This is a genomic window from Casimicrobium huifangae, assembly GCF_009746125.1.
Classification (GTDB): Bacteria; Pseudomonadota; Gammaproteobacteria; order Burkholderiales; family Casimicrobiaceae; genus Casimicrobium; species Casimicrobium huifangae.
On sequence record NZ_CP041352.1, the window covers coordinates 3,890,784 to 3,909,579 of the forward strand.

Annotated in this window: 13 protein-coding genes; 1 reads left to right on the forward strand and 12 read right to left on the reverse strand. The window is 63.6% G+C overall.

All coding sequences use genetic code 11. The features are described 5' to 3' along the window. Window positions 1-14: 14 nt before the first annotated feature. The 11 genes from glyS to FKL89_RS17650 all read right to left on the reverse strand — a co-directional run bounded on the left by glyS (window position 15) and on the right by FKL89_RS17650 (window position 16,841). Window positions 15-2,150: a glycine--tRNA ligase subunit beta gene (glyS, locus tag FKL89_RS17600; protein WP_156864035.1), complete on the reverse strand. Its 2,136-nt coding sequence runs from the start codon at window positions 2,148-2,150 to the stop codon at window positions 15-17. Next, on the reverse strand, window positions 2,147-3,076 hold the full coding sequence (gene glyQ / locus FKL89_RS17605; RefSeq protein ID WP_156864036.1) for a glycine--tRNA ligase subunit alpha: 930 nt from the start codon (window positions 3,074-3,076) through the stop codon (window positions 2,147-2,149). Before glyQ ends, glyS begins: the two co-directional genes overlap by 4 nt. 115 nt (window positions 3,077-3,191) lie before the next feature. After that, window positions 3,192-4,760, reverse strand: coding sequence for an apolipoprotein N-acyltransferase (gene lnt, locus FKL89_RS17610; RefSeq protein ID WP_156864037.1), 1,569 nt, complete (start codon window positions 4,758-4,760; stop codon window positions 3,192-3,194). Window positions 4,761-4,789: 29 nt separating this feature from the next. Next, on the reverse strand, window positions 4,790-5,617 hold the full coding sequence (locus tag FKL89_RS17615) for an HlyC/CorC family transporter (RefSeq protein ID WP_156864038.1): 828 nt from the start codon (window positions 5,615-5,617) through the stop codon (window positions 4,790-4,792). Between the two features lie 171 nt (window positions 5,618-5,788). Continuing rightward, the gene (gene ybeY, locus FKL89_RS17620) at window positions 5,789-6,295 is read right to left on the reverse strand and encodes an rRNA maturation RNase YbeY (protein WP_156864039.1); all 507 of its coding nucleotides are present in this window, start codon (window positions 6,293-6,295) and stop codon (window positions 5,789-5,791) included. Window positions 6,296-6,424: 129 nt separating this feature from the next. Continuing rightward, entirely contained in the window at window positions 6,425-7,462 is a 1,038-nt protein-coding gene (locus FKL89_RS17625; protein WP_238363411.1) for a PhoH family protein, read from the reverse strand. A gap of 74 nt (window positions 7,463-7,536) precedes the next feature. After that, a complete protein-coding gene (locus tag FKL89_RS17630) occupies window positions 7,537-9,276 on the reverse strand; it encodes a GspE/PulE family protein (protein ID WP_156864040.1) in 1,740 nt (579 codons plus the stop codon). A 144-nt stretch (window positions 9,277-9,420) separates the two neighbouring features. After that, entirely contained in the window at window positions 9,421-11,256 is a 1,836-nt protein-coding gene (locus FKL89_RS17635; protein WP_156864041.1) for a hypothetical protein, read from the reverse strand. A 131-nt stretch (window positions 11,257-11,387) separates the two neighbouring features. Further along, window positions 11,388-14,153, reverse strand: coding sequence for a phosphoenolpyruvate carboxylase (gene ppc, locus FKL89_RS17640; protein ID WP_156864042.1), 2,766 nt, complete (start codon window positions 14,151-14,153; stop codon window positions 11,388-11,390). A 52-nt stretch (window positions 14,154-14,205) separates the two neighbouring features. Continuing rightward, window positions 14,206-15,756 (reverse strand): NHL repeat-containing protein, encoded by a 1,551-nt coding sequence (locus FKL89_RS17645; protein ID WP_156864043.1) that lies wholly within the window; start codon window positions 15,754-15,756, stop codon window positions 14,206-14,208. 110 nt (window positions 15,757-15,866) lie between these two features. Continuing rightward, window positions 15,867-16,841, reverse strand: a complete 975-nt coding sequence (locus FKL89_RS17650; RefSeq protein ID WP_156864044.1) for a hydrogen peroxide-inducible genes activator — start codon at window positions 16,839-16,841, stop codon at window positions 15,867-15,869. Between FKL89_RS17650 and FKL89_RS17655 the strand changes: the two genes are divergently transcribed. Next, window positions 16,840-17,085, forward strand: a complete 246-nt coding sequence (locus tag FKL89_RS17655) for a hypothetical protein (protein WP_156864045.1) — start codon at window positions 16,840-16,842, stop codon at window positions 17,083-17,085. The two genes, FKL89_RS17650 and FKL89_RS17655, sit on opposite strands and share 2 nt — an antisense overlap. Before the next feature lie 17 nt (window positions 17,086-17,102). Here the strand turns inward: FKL89_RS17655 and FKL89_RS17660 are convergent, their stop codons facing one another. Beyond that, on the reverse strand, window positions 17,103-18,788 hold the full coding sequence (locus tag FKL89_RS17660; RefSeq protein WP_238363412.1) for a WS/DGAT/MGAT family O-acyltransferase: 1,686 nt from the start codon (window positions 18,786-18,788) through the stop codon (window positions 17,103-17,105). Between the last annotated feature and the right edge of the window lie 8 nt (window positions 18,789-18,796).

Below are 18,796 nucleotides of genomic sequence, written 5' to 3' on the forward strand. Positions count from 1 at the left end.
GCTGAATCGACGCACTATGCCGCCAGTTTCGACAAATCGGCGACCTTGTTCATTGCGTCACGCAAGTCACGCAGCAACGCGAGACGGTTGGCACGCACGGCCTTGTCCTCGGCCATCACCATGACCTTGTCGAAAAACTCATCAACGGGTGCCTTGAGCGCGGCGAAGGACTTGAGGTAGCCGGTGAAGTCGCCATTAGCGTAGAGCGCATCAGCGCTTGGGCCAACCGCATCCAGCGCCTGACGCAGGGCTTGTTCGGCGGGCTCCTGTGCGGCGTCACTGGTAGCAATCGCCTCGCCACCCTCCACGGCCTTTTTGAGGATGTTGGCGACGCGCTTGTTGGCGGCATTGAGGCTTGCGGCTTCAGGCAAGGATGCAAACGCCTGCACCGCCACCAGTTGCGCCGGTACGGTGGCGAACATGGCGGGCAGCGGTGCGACGACGGCCTCGATTTCGTTGGTGCTGGCGCCAGCGTCTTTCAGGAAACCACGCAGACGGTCGTAGATGAACGCGGAAAGTTCTGCGCTGGCATCGGTGACTTTGCCACCAAAGCTCTCAAACGCTGCGTTCAGCAACGATGCCAGCGGCACGGTCAGTTTCTGCTCAACCAGAATACGAATTACGCCAAGCGCATGCCGCCGCAACGCAAACGGATCCTTGTCCCCCGTCGGCGTCTGCCCGATCCCAAACAGGCCTGCCAGCGTTTCCAGCTTGTCCGCCAGCGCCACCGCTGTCGGCACACCCGACGACGGCAATGCGTCACCAGCAAAACGAGGCTGGTAGTGCTCCGCGCAGGCCGCAGCGACATCGGCAGGCTCGCCATCGTTCAGTGCGTAGTAGCGCCCCATCGTGCCTTGCAACTCGGGGAACTCACCCACCATCAGCGTCACCAGATCGGCCTTTGCCAGCGTCGCCGCGCGCTCGGCGCGCGCCCGATCTGCGCCGATCAGGCCGGCGATCTCACCTGCGAGCTGCGCCACGCGGGCGATGCGTTCGCCCTGGGTGCCGAGCTTGTTGTGATAGACCACCTTGCCCAGCTCGGGCACGCGATCAGCGAGTTTGGTCTTCTTGTCGGTTTCGAAGAAGAAGCGGGCATCGGCCAGACGTGGCCGCACCACGCGCTCGTTGCCTTCGATCACTTTCTTCGGATCCGCCAGCGCCATGTTCGACACGATCAGGAAGTGATTCTTCAGCTTGCCGGCGTCGTCGAACAGCGGGAAATACTTCTGGTTCGTCTTCATGGTCAGAATCAGGCATTCCTGCGGCACCGCGAGAAATTCCGGTTCGAACTGACAGACGTAGACCGTAGGCCACTCGACCAGTGACGTGACTTCATCGAGCAGGTCGGCGTAACTGGCCGGCGTGCCGAGGTTGGCGCCGAGCGATTTCGCCTTGGTGTCGAGCTGCGCCTGGATCATGTCGCGACGGGCCGCGAACACCGGTTCGACCTTGCCGTACTGGCGCAGCAATTCTTCGTACCGCGTGGCCGAATCAAGCTCGACGTTGTTCGCCCCCTGGAAGCGATGGCCATGCGCGATGCGGCCGGCGTCAAGGCCCAGCGCCTTCGCGGCAATGACATCGTCGCCATGCAGCGCCACCAGCCCGTGCGCCGGACGCACGAAGTTGACATCGGTTTCGCCGTCGGCGAGCTGGTAGGTCATCACTTTCGGGATCGGCAACTTGGCCAGCGTGGCTTCAATCGCGTTCTGCACGCCTGCTGCCAGCGTTGTGCCGGTCGCGAGCCCCACGAGGTAGACGTATTCAGCCTTGCCATCGCTCTCGATCAGCAGCTTGTCCGAGCCGAGCATTGCGTTCGGGAAACCCTCCGCTAGCGCCTCACGCCCGAGCGCCGCCAGCTTTTTGCGTAGGGCGACGGACGCATTGCCCGCCGCATCGCGTGCCACTGCGACAGGCATCAGTTTTTCCTTGATCGCCTTTGCGGGTGCTTCGGTCAGCACCGCATCAACACGGGCACCAAGGCGGCGCGGTGTCGCGAAGGAGACAGTGGTGGCACCGTTCGCCAGCAGGCCGTCGACGCGAAGGCTGGCCTCGATACCGGATGCAAATGCGTCGCCCAGTTTCTTGAGTGCCTTCGGCGGCAGCTCCTCGGTGAAGAGTTCGATCAGCAGTGGTTTGGCGGCGGCGCTCATGCGGCCACCTTCGCAGCAACCGCCGCAGACGATTTGGGCAGCATCGGGAAGCCCAGCCGCTCGCGGCTTTCGTAATAACTCTGCGCCACGCTGCGTGCGAGATTGCGGATGCGGCCGATGTAAGCCGCACGCTCGGTGACACTGATGGCGCCGCGTGCGTCCAGCAGGTTAAAGGTGTGCGCGGCCTTGAGCACCTGCTCGTAGGCGGGCAGTGCCAGCTGCTTTTCCATCAGCAGTTTGGCCTGCGCCTCGTAGTCACCGAAGTGGCGGAACAGCGCCTCGGCGTTGCTGTATTCAAAGTTGTAGGTCGACTGTTCGACTTCGTTCTGGTGAAACACATCGCGGTAGTAGAGCGTGCGTGTTTCGCCGTGCTCCTGCCACGTCGTCCACACCAGGTCGTAAACATTGTCCACGCCCTGCAGATACATGATCAGACGCTCAAGACCGAAGGTGATCTCGCCGGTGATCGGCTTGCACGGCAGGCCGCCGACCTGCTGGAAGTAGGTGAACTGCGTCACCTCCATGCCGTTCATCCAAACCTCCCAGCCCAGTCCCCAGGCGCCAAGCGTCGGGTTCTCCCAATCGTCCTCGACGAAGCGGACGTCGTTCTCCTGCAGGTTGAAGCCGAGCGCTTCCAGCGAACCCAGATAGAGCTCGAGGATGTTCGGCGGCGAGGGCTTTAGCACCACCTGATACTGGTAGTAGTGCTGCAAGCGGTTCGGGTTTTCGCCGTAACGGCCATCCTTCGGGCGGCGCGACGGCTGCACATAGGCCGCGCGCCACGGCTCCGGTCCGAGTGCGCGCAGGAAGGTGGCGGTGTGTGATGTACCAGCGCCAACCTCCATGTCGTACGGCTGAATGACGGCGCAGCCCTGCTGGTTCCAGTAGTTTTGCAGGCGGAGGATGGCTTCTTGAAAGGTGATCATTGCGAAAGCAGGACGAGTGACAGATGACGAATGACGAATGTCGTTCACCTCATCCGGTCACCCGTGTTCTACGTTGTTTCCCCGATTTTATGGGGCTTCGAGGCTGGCTCGCGTATCAGGCTGTTGCGCTGCCGCGGCGCAGGCGCTGCGCGGCGCCGATTCCTATGCCTGCGATGCAGATCAGCAGGATCGGCAGATCGCCCCACATGCTGTACGGCGTCGCGCCTTTGCGACCCTGCACCGTGGCTTCGAGGATGCCTTCCGTCCACGGCTCCAGCCGTTGCGTGACGTGGCCCTTGTCGTCGATCACCGCCGTAATGCCGGTATTGTTGGCGCGCAGCATCGGGCGGCCGGTTTCGATGGCACGCATCTGCGCGAGCTGCAAATGCTGCTCGGCAGCCGCGCTCTTGCCAAACCAGGCGTCGTTGCTGATGTTGACCAGTAGCGTCGCGTCCGGCATGGTGCGCAGCACGTCGCGCGCAAAGGCGTCCTCGTAGCAGATGGAGATGCCGAGCGTTTGCCCGTTCACCTTGATCGGCGACTGCGCCGGGTCGCCGGCCGTGAAGTCGCTCATTGGAATGGTCAGGTTGGCGTAGAACCACGCCAGCGGCCCGCGCAGCGGCATGTATTCGCCAAACGGCACCAGATGCACCTTGCGGTACTGCTGGATGTCCTCCACCCCCATCGACACGGCAGCGTTGAAGTACTTGCCGTTCTCCTCGACCGGCACACCGATCAGCAGGTTCGCGTTCTTGCTGAAGGCAATGCCGCGCAGCTTCTCGATGTACTCCGGCGGAATGCGCGACAGCGGCGCCGGCAGCGCCGTCTCCGGCAGGATGATCAGCTCGCCCTTCGCCTGTGAGACCAGCTTCTCGTAAAGCTGCAGCGTCTGCACGAATTTCTCGGGTTCCCATTTCATCGATTGGGGGACGTTGCCTTGAAGCAGCGAAACTTGAATCAGCTTGCCACTTTGTGAGGTGAACGCGTTGCCAGTCAACCCGAACAAACCAAGGAAGCAAAGCAACCCGACGAACTGCGCTGCCGCGAGCCAATACGCGGCCCTTCGTCGAACCGCACCGTTCGCTTCTGCCAAGGACTTGGCACCGGCCGCAGCGATGTATCCGCCGGCGGCCAGCACGACAAAACCCATTGCGAAGTGCCCAAGCAGCGTAGCGATGACAGATGGCGCAAATGGGCCAACCTGCGACACCCCGACACTCAACCACTCAAACCCGGTGAATAAATGCGCCCGCAAGTACTCGGCAAACGTCCAAGCCGACGCGAACACGAAAGCGAAGAACACGGGACTGCGCGCTCTTGTCCATGTCGCAAACGCGCACGCCAGCGCCGGATACAACGCCAGAAACGCACAGAACAGGAACGCCGAGAACCACGCCAGCAGCAGCGGCATGCCGCCGAACTCGTTCATGCTGACGCGCACCCAGGACACACCCGCGAGGAAGTAGGCGAGGCCAAATGCAAAACCGAGCAGCGCACCACGCCGAACCGTCGGCGCGCGGGCAATCAGCGCGGCCAGCGCGGCGAAGCCCAGGTAGGGGAACCACCACCAGCCAACCGGCGCGAAGCCGAGCCAGGCGGTGAGTGCGCCCGCGAACGCAGCCGAAGACAGCGTCAGGAGGGTCGGCAGCCCCCTGCCCACGCTACTACCTTCGTCACTCGTCATTCGTCTTTCGTCCTGTCGCGCCCGCGCGACTAGACCCGCTCCACCGTCATCAGCCACACGCGGCGGCCATCGGCGCGCAGCACGGTGAACCTGAAGCCGCCGAGCGTGATGCTTTCGCCGCGATGCGGGACGCGGGCGAATTCCTGCATCAGCAGGCCGCCGACGGTACCGGATTCGTCATCGCTGAAGGTGGTGCCGAATTTCTCGTTGAAGGCGTCAATCTCGGTGGAGGCCTTGACGCGCCATTTGGTGGCCGTCTCGGCGACGATGTTGTCGGCCTCTTCGTCGTAGTCGTATTCGTCGATGATCTCGCCGACGATCTGCTCCAGCACGTCCTCCAGCGTGACCAGCCCGGCCACCGAGCCGTGTTCGTCGATCACGATGGCCATGTGGTTGCGCTGCGATCGGAACTCGCGCAGCAGCACGTTGAGGCGCTTGGTCTCGGGCACGAAGATCGGTGGCCGCGCCACTGCCTTCAGCGAGAACGCATCGGGATTGACCAGATAGGCGAGCAGGTCCTTGGCGAGCAGGATGCCGACGACCTCGTCGCGGTTTTCGCCGATCACTGGGTAGCGCGAGTGGCGCGTTTCGACCATCTCGGCGATCACTTCGGCCGGCGCGTCGTCAATCTCGATCACGTCCATCTGCGAGCGCGGCACCATCACGTCGCTCACTGTCATCTCGGCGACTTCGAGCGCCCCCTCGAAAATGGAGAGCGCGTCGGCGTCGAGCAGTTTGCGCTCGTGGGCGTCGCGCAGCATGTCGAGCAGGTCCTCGCGATCCTCTGGCGCACCGGAGAGCATCGTCGACAGCCGCTCAAAGAACGACGGCTTGGGGCGCGGTTCGCTGTCGCTCATGGACGATCAGTGGGCCGCCAGCCCGATTGGCTTTGCCGGAAAATGGCGTCAGCACTGGGCTTGATGGGCGAAAACGCGAAAAGTCGGCTATTGCTTAAATGTGGCCGTAAGCCCATTGCGAACGCCATTTCAACGAAAAGCTGTTCGATCAGGGCGGCTGGCCTTGCGGCGCTACTCGGTCTCATACGGATTTTTTATACGAAATCGTTTCAGCACCGCTATCTCGATCGCTTCCATTGCCGCTGCCTCGGTGGCGTCTTCATGGTCGAAGCCCTGAGCATGCAGCATGCCATGCACCACCATGTGGGCATGATGATCGTGCACTGCCTTCTTCTGCTCGCGGGCCTCGCGGGCGATCACCGGCGCGCAGATGGCGATGTCGGCCTGGTACGGCTGCGCCGCAGGACGAATGACCAATGACGAATGACGAACGGTGCTGCCCGCCCTGCTGGTGAGGGGTTCGTGAACAAAGGTCAACACGTTCGTTGCGTAGTCCTTGCCACGGAAATCGCGGTTGAGGGCGCGGCCCTCTTTCTCATCGACGTAGCGAATGGTCACCACGCCGTCACCGGCACCCGCATTCCCCGCGTGCGCGGCCAGCGCCCAGCGACGCACCTGCGCGCGCGAGGGCAGATGCGCCGCCGCTGAGGCAAACTGCACGCTGAGGTGTAGAGTCATGGCGTGAGCACCTCTGCTTTACAGCGGCGAGGACGAAAGACGAATGACGAGTGACGAAAATCACATCGCCAAGTCCGCGCACCCATGTCGTCATTCGTCATTGGTCATTCGTCCTGCGGCGAACAGCCGCTAACTGTTATCCCGCGCGCTTTGCCGTTCATAGGCGTTCACAATCTTCTGCACCAGCGGATGCCGCACAACGTCCACGCTGGTGAAACGGGTGAAGGCAATGCCTTTGACACCACCGAGCACATGCTGGGCGTCAATCAGGCCGCTCTTCTGGCTCTTCTGCAGATCAATCTGCGTCGGGTCGCCGGTGACCACCGTCTTGGTGCCAAAGCCGATGCGCGTCAAAAACATCTTCATCTGCTCGGGCGTGGTGTTCTGCGCCTCGTCGAGGATGATGAAGGCGCCGTTCAGCGTGCGCCCGCGCATGAAGGCAAGCGGCGCCACCTCAATAGTGCCGCGCTCCATGAGCTTGGTTGTCTTCTCGAAGCCCATCAGGTCAAACAGCGCGTCGTACAACGGGCGCAGGTACGGGTCCACCTTCTGGATCAGATCACCGGGCAGAAAGCCTAGCCGTTCGCCCGCCTCCACCGCCGGGCGCACCAGCACGATGCGCTTGATCAGGTCGCGCTCGAAGGCGTCCACTGCGCAGGCAACGGCAAGGTAAGTCTTGCCGGTGCCGGCCGGGCCGATGCCGAAGGTGATGTCGTGGTCGCGAATGTTCTGCAGGTAGGTCAGCTGCGTTGGTGTGCGTGCCGTCAGATCGGCGCGCTTCACCTTCAGCGGAATGGCACCAGCAGCAGCCTCCAGCGCGGCAAACTCTTCAGCGAGTTTCGCTTTTGCCGCAGCGTCGTCTTCGCCTTCCGACGCATCGCCGGAACTGATCGGCAGCCGTAGCTCGGTCAGCGTCAACTCGACATCGTCATCACTCAAGTCGCGCTTGCTGCCGCGCACAACGTAGCGGAAGCGCTCAATCGCCTTTTTCGCCGCCTGCGTTGCCGCCGATTCACCACTGATGGTGAACTGCGCCATGCGCCGCCGGATGGTGACGGCAAAGGCGGCCTCAATGCGGCGAAGATGATCATCCATCGCACCACAGACAGTGGCGAGCGTGGCGTTGTCGATGGGCTCGAGCGACAGGTCGAGCGAAGAAGTACTCAAAGCGGGATGCGGTGATCGGAAAGCCCCGTATTTTCAGGGTTTTGCGCGTTCACCGCAAACTGCGGCCCGCGCTGCTACATGCAGGCGCGATAAATCTCGGCGATCGACACGTTGCCGGTGCGCGCCTGTTCGACGCCGTTTACCGGCAGCGGAATCATGCCGCTTTCGACGGCAAGGTGGCGGAACTCGTCGCTGGCCACGCCTTCGGCGACGCGGCCGCGAATCTGATCATTCATCACCATCAATTCGTAGATCGCCATGCGCCCGGCAAAGCCCGTGAAATGGCATTGCTCGCAGCCGGCCCCACGCAGGAACTTCTCGCCCGGTTTGAGTCCCAGGTTTTCGGCAAGCAGCGGGTCGATCTTTTCTTCGACCCGGCGGTGCGGGCAATTCTTGCGCACCAGCCGCTGCGCCAGCACACCGATCACCGCCGAGCGGATCATGTAAGGCGCGATGCCGATCTCCAGCAGGCGCACCAGCGTGCTCGCCGCATCGTTGGTGTGCAACGTGCTGAACACCAGATGGCCTGTGAGCGCGCTCTCCACCGCGATCTTGCAGGTTTCGAGATCGCGCATTTCACCGATCATGATCACATCAGGGTCGTGCCGCAAGATGTGCCGCAGCGCCTGCGGGAAGCCGAAATTGATCTGTGGCAACAGTTGAATCTGCCGGGTCTTGCCAAGCTCGTACTCAATCGGGTCTTCGACCGTGATGATGTTGACGTTTTCCTTCTTCACCGCCTGCAGTGCGGCGTAAAGCGTCGTGGTCTTGCCGGAGCCGGTCGGACCGGTCACCAGAATGATGCCGTAGCTGCGGCGGATCAGGTCGAGAAAGCGCGCCTTGTCACTGTCCTTGAAGCCAATCTCGTCAACCGAACGGAGACCGGCGCTCTTGTCGAGGATGCGGATCACCACGCTTTCGCCGTACTGCACCGGAATGATCGAAATGCGCAGGTCGATCGGCTGCTCGCCGACATCCAGCCGGATGCGGCCATCCTGCGGCAGCCGACGTTCAGTGATATCCAGGCTGGACAAAATCTTGATGCGGCTGACCACCGCCGGCAACAGCGCGGCGCGCAGACTGCGCATTGGCACCAGCGAGCCGTCGATGCGATAGAGCACCTCGAACTCGTGCTTGCCGGGGCGGATGTGCACGTCGGACGCGCGCATGCTGGCCGCCTCATGCAGCAGCGTATCGACCAGATTGACGATTGGCGCCCGCTTGGCGACGTGCTCGGCATCGCGCCAGAGCCGCTCGTCGTCCTGCTCGGCGTGGCGCTCCTGCTCCAGCGCCAGCTCGGTCAGGGCGCGCAGCTCCTCCGCCTCCTGCGCGGTGCGATAGAGCCGGTTGATGGCTTCATCAATCTGCACCCCACTGGCGCGAACGAAGACGAAATGGCGCTGCAAGGCAAAGCGGAGCACGGTCAGTGCGTCGTCGTCGAGCAGATCAGACACGGCCAGCACCACCGCATCGCGCCAGCGCATCACCGGCACCACGCGATAGCGCTCCACCACGGCGCTGGTCAGCAGCGCGGCAATCGCCGGAGTGCTATCGAAATGGGTGAGGTCCACCTTGGGAACGTCACGGATCGCATGCAACGTCTGCTTCGCCACCTCCAGATTGGGCGGGGGCGACTTGCTGCCGGCCGTGGTCGTCACCAGCAGGCGCGCACGCTCAACGTCCTGCCGGCTCGGCGGCTCACCACGCTTGAGCAACTGGCCGTAGGCGGAGCTTGACTCCGCGTGCGCGTCCAGCAGCGACTCCAGTTCGTCGGGATTGACCACGACCCGTTCCGGCAATTGTTCTCGCAGCATGTGTTCATACGCGCAGACGCCCTCACCCGCGCGACCTCCGTGTCTTCTCTTGCCAGTATGCCCGTTTTCCGTCGCGAATGGACGAAGCCGACGTGACGCGCATCAAGGCAGGCTGGAATCTGGCTGTGAACGGTAGCGGATACCTCAGGGCGCGACATTCATGCCGCAGGCAACAAGAATCGGGCGAATGCTGGCCCAAGTGCGCCGTGGCGCACCTGGCGCCGCCGCGAGCGCTGCGGCGTCGGTCAATCCGAGCATGGCCCGCAGGAGGACAAGACCATCGGTGGTCGGCAGGATCGCGCCATCGCCATCAATGTCCACAGTGCAGCTGGCGGCACTGGCGACGCCAAAATCGAGCGTGTTGCTGTTACCGGAGAGCGTGCGCAGCACCGTAATCCACAGTTCACTGTTGCCGCTATCCAGACTTATCAGCACATCGGTATCGGCGACCATCGCCGCGCCGTTGAGCCGGACATCGGCTGGAGCGGCAGCCGCCGTGTAGTTGCGGACACGCAGCACCGGATTGCGCAGCGTATCGCCTGCTGGCACCGACCAGTTGACCGCCAGCGCATTGCCCGCCGCGCTCGCCTCCCAGCTACCGTATACCGGGTTCCAGCCCGGCCGCGTCCACGCCTGCGTGTCGCTGCGGCCCACGCCAGCCGCGCCACTCGCTGGAACGCTGCCGGTACTCGCAGTAAGCGCGATGCCCGCCGACATCAGGATCGCTTCGTACTCGGCCAGTACCGCCGCCGTCGGGTTCACGCCCTGCGCCGGGTTGTGCTCGCCCAGTACCACCGCCGTGCTGTAGCTTTTGTAGCGGGGCTGGGTGACCGTCGCGCCCACGTAGTTGTCGTAGCTGGAACGACCGATGGCGCCAAGTTTGGCGCCCCACGCAAACCGGCGACCGGTAGTGCTGCTGTTGACTTCGAGCCCTGCAACACCCCAGAAGTCGTTCTCAACACTCTGGAACGGCCAGTCCCACACACAGAACATGCGGTAGCCCTCTGCAGGGCAGGCTTGCCCGGCGGCGCTGGTGGTGCCCTGAAAATTGCCCGAGTAACCACCGTTGCCCGCGTCATGGGTCGCCAGCAGGCTGGTCTGGACAATACCCATCTGCGCATTGCCACCGTTGACCCAGAGCTGATTGAACGGAATTGCCGCGCGACCGCTGGCTGCCCAGCTCCAGTTCGCATTCAGGGTAAAGGGCGCGCCGGTGGTGGCAAAGCGCCGCTGGTCGACCGCCCAGGCAATGCCACCGATGGCGCTGCCGGTAACGCCGGCAAACTCGACTTCGCCGTACGGTCCGCGTGCGTCCCCCTCAATCTGCTCGGCCAGCGGCAGATTGGCCGGCGCTGCAGACCAATCCCAAGTGACCGTCCAGACCGGATGATCGCGGCCATTGGCGAACAACCACTGGATGGTGACCGGGAGCTGATAGCGGACAAAGGTGTTGCCAGGCGCATGCGGGCCGGAAACGCGCGGGTAGGTGGTACGAAACTCGTGAATGGCATGATGCCGCCCTGCGAAACGGACGCTATAAGTACCCGCAAAGCCCCTGCCCAGTGGGCTGTCGTCACCAATCCAGCGCTGCAGTTCGCAATACTGCGTGTTCGGTTCCGCCGCGCAGCTCTCGACATAGCGCGCGTGTGAGACAACATAACCAAAACCGCCCGCGCCACCAGCCGTGGCGTTGACGACGCGGGTGCTGCCACCGTTGAGCACGTAGGTATAGCGGTCAAGGAATCCGCCGCCGGCAACATTGTTGCGGGCAAGAATCGCCTGCCGGCTGCGACCCGATGCGTCGGTCCACTGGTAGCCATCGCCAGTGCGCCCGGCATTGCCACTGATACCCTGCGTCACCGAGATCGGGGATATCTGTGCAAGCACCCCAGCGCACATACCCGCGAGCACCGTAGCCACGGTGCAGCGACTGGCGCGCCAGGTGGGCGACATTCGCCCATTCACTGCATTCATTGGCATGGCACTCCCCTCATTCTGATCATCGCTGCAGACAACAGGCCTGCACTGCCGCGGGCCGGCGTTTGTTCAGACGGAATTTCGCCGCGCTTTCTGTCATGCGCTGTAGTGCGCAACGAGGGGGGGACGGACGCCTATCCCGTGTTGCGCAGCCCCGCTGCCAGGCCGTTGATGGTGAGATGCAGCGCCCGCTGAGTGCGCTCCTCGACGTCGCCGGAGCGCACCCGGCGGATCAGCTCGATCTGCAGATGATTGAGCGGGTCGAGATACGGGAAACGGTTGCGGATCGAGCGCGCCAGCGTCGGGTTGTCTTCCAGCGGCGCGGCGCCGACCATTTCGCGATAGGCCGCCTGAGTGCGCTCCCATTCGACATGAATCGCGTTCCAGATGCGTTCGCGGACGGTGCGGTCCTGCACCAGCGTGCTGTAGGCGGCACCAATCTGCATGTCGGTCTTTGACAACACCATGCCAAGGTTCGAGAGTACAGCGGCGAAGAACGGCCACTGCCTCGCCATCGCCTTGAGGTCGGCCATCGCCTCGGGTGATTCGTCAATCAGGCGAGCGACGGCGCTGCCGAAGCCGTACCAGCCTGGCAGCGCAACGCGCGCCTGCGCCCAGCTGAATACCCACGGAATGGCCCGCAAGTCCTCGATGCGGGCGCCTGCCTTGCGTGAGGCCGGACGGGAGCCGATGTTGAGCTCGGCAATCTCCTTGATCGGTGTGCTCTCGCGGAAGTAGGTGACGAAACCATCGTCGCCATAGACCAGCGTGCGATACGCCTGATAGGCGTAACCGCTCAGCTTTTCGGCCAGCGCTTCAAATTTCGCCTGCTGCGCGGTGTCGCCGACGACATTGGGCAGCAGCGTGCTTTCGAGAACGGCGGCCAACAGCGTTTCAAGATTCCGCTGTGCGAGATCCGGGTCGCTGTATTTGCTGGAGATGATTTCACCTTGCTCCGTGAGGCGCAGGAAGCCGTTTACCGCACCCGCTGGCTGCGCGCGGATTGCCTCGTAGCTCGGGCCACCACCACGGCCGACGCTGCCGCCGCGACCGTGGAACAGGCAGAGCCGCACGCCATGCTGCGCGAAGCAATCCACCAGCGCCCGCTGGGCCCGATACAGCGCCCAGTTGGCCGTGAAATAGCCACCATCCTTGTTGCTGTCACTGTAGCCGAGCATGATCTCCTGCGCGTCGGCCTGCGCCTTGATCCAGCGGCGGTAGAGCGGATGCGCGAAGGCGGCAGCCATCACCGCCGGCGCGTTCTGCAAGTCCTCAATGGTTTCGAACAGCGGCACGATAGCCACCGCCAGATGTGGCACCTCGCCGCCGCGCGCGAGGCCGACCTCCTTGCACAGGGTGGCGACTTCGAGCAGATCGGATACCGATTCGCCCTTGGAGATGATCATGCGCGGCAACGCGGCAGCGCCGAAACGCGCGTGCACCTCGGCAGCACGGCGGAAAATCGCCAGCTCCGACAGCGCCGTCTCCGACAGTCGCGTGTAGGGCGAGGCCAGCAGGCGCGGGCTTTCCAGCTCGCGGCTCAGGAGCGCCACTTTCTCCGCTTCGCTGAGCTTTGCATAGTCCGCACATACGCCGCAACCCGTCAGCAACTCGGCGACCACCGCCTCATGCACGGCGGAGTTCTGCCGCAAGTCGACCGGTGCCAGATGAAAGCCGAAGGTCTCCACCGCGCGCTTGAGTGGCAGCACGCGGGCGTCGGCAATCACGCCGGAGCCATGCTGCGCGAGCGATTCAGCGATGGTTTCCAGATCATCCGCCAGCTCGTCCGGTGTAGCGTAGGGCGCGGCGTCCGCGTTGTGTGGCAGGCGCGCCGGCGCGTTGCCGCTCAGGCTGCGATAGCTGGCCGCGAGCCGGCTGTAGATACCGACCAGTGCGCGGCGATACGGCTCGTCGATGCGAAAGCGCGAGTCATCGCCTGCACGGTCGGCGAGATCGGTGAGTGCCGCAGTTACCTCAACCAAACGGCTCGACATCGCGAGCTCGGCACCGAGTGCATGCAGCTCGCGCAGATAGTGGCTCAGTGCCAGTTCGCACTGGGTATCGATCACGTAGGCGAGCGTGTCGGCGTTGACGAAGGGATTGCCATCGCGGTCGCCACCGATCCACATGCCCACCTTGAAGAAGGGCGGCAGCTCGGCCACCGTGCGATCATGCGCAGCAAGATGCTTGAGCGTGTTGCCAAGCAGGCGCGGCACTTCCGACAGGAAGCTGGCACGGAAGTACGAGAGTGCGTTGTCAATCTCGTCGCGCACGCGCAGCTTGGTCAGCCGGAGCATCGCCGTCTGCCACAGTTGCAACACCAGCCGATGCAGTTCGCCGTCGCGCTCGTCGTTGTCGCTGGCGAGCGCAGCGGCAATGTGGCGCTCAGCATCTAGTGTGCTCTGCCGCTTGATCTCGGTCGGATGTGCGGTGAGCGTGGGGCTCACCAGCGCGCGCGCCAGGCAATGCCAGATTTCGTTGCCGGAGACATCGGCAGCCTTCAGGTGCGCGAACGCCGCCGTCAGCGAACCGGGTTGCGGCGTCGAACCGCTGCGCTTGTGGTGGCGACGGCGGCGGTTCTGATGCACGTCCTCCGCAATGTTGGCGAGGTGCGAAAAATAGGTGAAGGCGCGCACCACGTCGAGCGTTTCCTCGACCGAAAGATCGGAGAGCAATGCTTCCAGCGGCCGGTGCGAGGCGCCGTCGCGGTGAAAGCGCACCGACTCCTGGCGGATGGTTTCGATCTTGTCGAAGGTGGCGTCACCGCGCTGGGCGCGAATCACCTCACCGAGCAGCCGCCCGAGCAATCGGGTATCGGCCTTGAGCGGGGCGTCCTTGACGGACTCGGCAGCGCCATCGGCGCTGTGGGTGGCGTTTTCCGGAGCAGTGGCGGCATTCATGCGCCGATTATGCTGCAACGCACAACTACGGCAAACTACGCCCCCAACCTCGTTACGGCAGCGCCATCCCGCACTGGTTGACCAGATAGTCGCGGACCGCTGTCCATGACGTGCGGCTCGCTTCCACCGGGAAGCTGATGCCTGCCGTCACCGCGCCGCCAGTCATGCCCAGCGCGACGCGGGCGAGCATCAGCGCATCGGTGGTCGCCAGCACACGGCCATCGCCATCAAGATCGTTGCTGCAGGCGCGGTACCCGAACGGACCGCCGTCGTAGCGGACCGAGCAGAAGTCATAGTCGCCACTGCCGCCAGGGCAGGAACTACCGACCATGATGCGACCATCGGCATACAGCGCAACGGCCGGCTTGGGGGAGTAGAGGAAATAGAAGCCGCCGCTGCCGATCGGAGTGATGACGTAACCCGTGCCATTGAAAGTGGTATCGAGCGCCCCTTCAGGGGTAAACCGCTGCACACAGATGTCGGCTGCACTGTTGTTGCCGCCATTGCCGCAACTGCCGGCCACCACGATACGGCCGTCCGGCTGTACGGCTATGGAATACGCCATGTTGCCGTAGTTGCCGACCGTGGTCAGCACTTGTCCCGCGCTGCCAAAGCCACTATCGACTGCGCCATTGGCATTGAAGCGGAGGATGCAGAAGTCACCTTTCAGGAACTGCCCCACGGTGTGTGCGCACTGGCCGGCAAGAATCAATTTGCCGTCGGGTTGCACGGCCACCGCCTGGGCGCCACCGGACGGCGTGGCCAGCAGCTTGCCCGATTGGCCGAAGCTGCTGTCGATGCTGCCGTTTGCCAGCAAGCGCAGCACACAATAAAGATAGACGCCACCGTTGCTGCAACCGCCAGCGATGACGATCTTGCCGTCACTCTGCACCAGCGCCGAGGTGGCGTAGTCAAAGTTCGCGTTCATGTCGAGCACCAGGCTGCCAGTAGCGCTGGCGTTGAAGCCGGCGTCAATGGCGCCATCGGCAGTGAAGCGCTGCACGCAGAAATCGTAGGTGGTGGTGCCCTGACAAGTGCCGACGACGATGATCTTGCCGTCAGGTTGCAGGGCCATGTTGTAGATGGACATGCCAGTGCTGCCGATCATGCCGCCGAGGGCAATGCCGGCGTTACCGAAGCTGCTGTCGAGCGCGCCGCTGCTGGTGTAGCGCAGCAGACAAGCCTGGCCGACGGCGGCCGGCGCGCAGCGACCGGCGACCACCAGCTTGCCATCACCGCGCAACGCCGCACCCACTGGACCGAACTCGGGCGCGGCGGCGTAGGTGGTTTTGATCTGGCCGGTCGCGTTGAAACTCGTGTCCGGCGCGCCGCCTGGCAAGAAACGGGCAATGCAGACGCTCAGCACGCTGCCGTTGGTGCTGGCATTGCAGTGGCCAACCTGAATGACCTTGCCATCCGGCTGCAGCAGCAGCGCGTTGGCAACGTCATTGCTGTTGCCGAATGAGGTGAGCAGTTTGCCGGCGCCCTGCGCGCTGAGCGTGGCCCACGAGGCATCGAGTGTGCCGGGCTGGCCCGGCGTGGCGATCGCCAGTGCAGCGAAGCTTGCGCATACCGTAGCAATGGTCTGTTTGATGGCGTTCACAACGGGTCTCCCTGCGAATCAACAACGGCGAACGTGGCACCGGGAAGGCACAGCGCCACCCCCGAGCAGGCGTCGCAACCCTTCCTTAGCGGATCAGACGGCAATCTGGCTCATCGCGCGGCGCCACCTGCCGCCGCCGGCTTGCGGGCCTGCCGCGCAGTCTTTGCCCGCAGCGCCCCAGTGAAGCCCTTGCTCTGCATGAACACCTTGCCAAGCTCAACGATTTCCTCGCGGCGGGCGGATGTCTTGCGGAACGCGAAGGCAATGGTGCGTGCCGGCCCGCGTGGCGTGAAGCGGCGGGCGTAGAGGCTGGAGCCGGAGAGCACGCCGCCAGCGATGGCAATCTCGGGCAGCAGCGTGTGGCCAAGGCCGCTTTCGACCATGTGGGTCAGCGTAATCAGGCTGGTGGCGGACAGCGTGCGGTTGGTCTGCGCACTCTTCAGCCCGCAGGCGGCGATGGCGTGCTCACGCAGGCAGTGGCCATCCTCCAGCAGCAGCAATTGCTCGGGCTCGATTTTGTCGATCGGCAGCGGCGAATGCGCCGAGCCGAGCTTCGGGTCGGCGGTGACGAACAGGAACTCATCATCGAACAGCGGCAGCGTGTCGATGCCGGCGGGCAAGTCGTACGGCAGCGCGATCAGCGCGGCGTCCAGCGCGCTGGCCAGCAGACGATCGAGACAGACTTCGGTCAGATCCTCGCGCAAAAAGAGCTTCAACTTCGGGTACTGCACACGCAACGTCGCCAGCGAAGACGGCAGCGCAAACGGCGCGATGGTGGGGATGACGCCAAGGCGGAAATTGCCGGTCAGCGGGTTGCGTGCCGTCGCGCATAGCTCCACCAGATCGTTGGCCTGCGCCACCAGATCGCGTGCACGCGCCACGACGGCATCGCCCACCGCCGTGAAGGCCACATGGCGGCGGTCGCGCTCGACCAGTGTGACGTCCAGCGTGCTCTCCAGGTCACGCAGGCTGGCCGACAGCGTGCTTTGCGTGATGAAGCTCTTCTCTGCCGCACGACCGAAGTGCTGCTCCTCGTGCAGCGCGATCAGGTAGCGGAGTTGTTGCAGTGAAGGCAGGGCGGCCATGAATGATCTGCGGGATGCAGCCGACTACTATGAGTTCGGCAAAAGCGATGGGAAGCGCAATTTTAATTTGCTGAATCAATCTAACAAAGTACGCCGCGAGCCGTCCATAGCGTGCGCATGGAGATATGGCTTCTTGCAGAAACGACCGTTGCTAAAGGGCGAAGCGGCGGAAAAACAAAAACTCGACTTTTCCCCAAACCGGCACCTGTGCCCTTACCCGACGGGCGTTTCAGCAAAAAGCTGAGGCACCCGTTTTCGCGGTCAAGCTGCTCGTTTCGCGCGCGCACGCGGCTTTGCCGCTTTCGCCTTGATGCGTGGCACGGGGGCTGGCGCGACGGCGTTGGCGTCGGCGCCTCCAGCATTGAGCATCGCATCAAACGCCCGCGCATCGGCGCCGACGTAACCGTTCTCGCACCACATCAGTGACGTGATCAGCTTGTCGAACTCCGGCTCGAAGCGGCGGATGATGTCCTCGGGATCAGGGCACAGCTTGCGGTCGGTGATCAGGCCAAACTGCACGCCGCCCGCGTAGGACAGGATCGACACGCCGACGCCAACGTTACCGCTCTGCGGCACCCAGAACATGTTTTGAACGATCTTGCTGCCGGCAAGGTAAAGCGGCTTGGCCGGGCCGGGCACGTTGGTCATCACCGCCGTCCCCTTGTCGGAGAACAGACCCAGCGCCTGCCGCTGCACAGCCTTCGGCAGATAGCCGACCACGCCGAGCAGCGCCATGCTCACGGCCGCCAGATAACCGTTTTTGAGCCCGTTCATGCGGCGGCGTACTTCAAACACGCGGGCCACCGGATTGGCCTCACCAATCGGCAACTCGAGCCCGACGAGACCGAACTGGTTGCCGAGCTTGTACTCCTTGCCTGGCGGTCGCAGGTTGACTGGCACGAACGCACGCAACAGTGCGTCGGGCGCGACCTTGTCGCCGCGCTCCACCAGATAGCCACGAATGGCACCGGCGACCGACGCCAGCAGCACATCGTTGACCGAACAGCCGAGCACATAGCCCACATCCTTGACGCGCTCGAGGCTGATTGGCTCGCTCCAGGCCACACACTTCACGGTGCCCGGTTTGCCCTTGAGCTGGGTGGGCGTATCGTTGGGCATGGTGGCGAGAAAGGCGAGCTCCTGCGCGAAGCCACCGACCATCTTCGCCGTGTCCATCGCCTCCGCCGGGTTGTCGACCCAGCGGTTGTATTTGGCCACCACAGTGCTGCCGATACGGGCGCCCTCGTCCATCGCAGTTTCGAGCGCGTTCTCGATCGGCGCTTTCAGTGGGCCGAGCTGGTCAAACGCCTGCTGTGCCACACCGGCGACCGGCGCCAGCGCCTTCATGGCGGGCGCGAGCATGCCCTGCAGCTGCTCGCCGATCGGGCCCAGCGCAGAGAGAATGCTGGTCGGCGATGCCGCGCCCTTGTTGAACTTCTTGACCTTTGATTTGCCGAGCGCCGGATGCACGCGCGGCGTGTCCGGCGCGTTCGGGTCTTCGTCGGTCATGTTGAGCAGTACACCGATCAACGCGATGCCGTCGGCAATGCAGTGGTGAATGCGGGTGATCAGCGCCGAGCCGCCGTTGTAGTTCTCGATCACGTGCATCTGCCATAGCGGCTTGCCCTTGTCGAGGCGCTCGCTGGCGAGATCGGCCACCATCGATTGCAGCTCGCGCTCGCCACCGGCGCCAGGCAGGCGCACGCGGCGCACGTGGGCGTCGAGATCGAACTTGTCGTCATCAACCCAGTGCGCCGTCATGCCATCGTCGACCACGTATTGCCGGAAACGCGGATACACCAGCAGGCGGCCTTCGAGCAAAGTCTTCAAACGCGCCAGGCTCAACGGCGTATCAAACGTCATGACCCCCACGATCATCATCAGATTGGTAGTGGAATCCATGTGCAGCCACGCGGTATCGACGCTGCTCATCTTCTCTCTGGCCACGACTTTTC

Excerpts from the sequence above, each read along its gene's own strand:
- FKL89_RS17630 (WP_156864040.1), bottom strand. The coding sequence starts at position 9,276 with ATGCTGCGAGAACAATTGCCGGAACGGGTCGTGGTCAATCCCGACGAA.
- FKL89_RS17615 (WP_156864038.1), bottom strand. The coding sequence starts at position 5,617 with ATGAGCGACAGCGAACCGCGCCCCAAGCCGTCGTTCTTTGAGCGGCTG.
- FKL89_RS17655 (WP_156864045.1), top strand. The coding sequence starts at position 16,840 with ATGAATGATCTGCGGGATGCAGCCGACTACTATGAGTTCGGCAAAAGC.
- FKL89_RS17650 (WP_156864044.1), bottom strand. The coding sequence starts at position 16,841 with ATGGCCGCCCTGCCTTCACTGCAACAACTCCGCTACCTGATCGCGCTG.
- glyQ (WP_156864036.1), bottom strand. The coding sequence starts at position 3,076 with ATGATCACCTTTCAAGAAGCCATCCTCCGCCTGCAAAACTACTGGAAC.
- glyS (WP_156864035.1), bottom strand. The coding sequence starts at position 2,150 with ATGAGCGCCGCCGCCAAACCACTGCTGATCGAACTCTTCACCGAGGAG.
- lnt (WP_156864037.1), bottom strand. The coding sequence starts at position 4,760 with ATGACGAGTGACGAAGGTAGTAGCGTGGGCAGGGGGCTGCCGACCCTC.
- FKL89_RS17635 (WP_156864041.1), bottom strand. The coding sequence starts at position 11,256 with ATGCCAATGAATGCAGTGAATGGGCGAATGTCGCCCACCTGGCGCGCC.
- ppc (WP_156864042.1), bottom strand. The coding sequence starts at position 14,153 with ATGAATGCCGCCACTGCTCCGGAAAACGCCACCCACAGCGCCGATGGC.
- ybeY (WP_156864039.1), bottom strand. The coding sequence starts at position 6,295 with ATGACTCTACACCTCAGCGTGCAGTTTGCCTCAGCGGCGGCGCATCTG.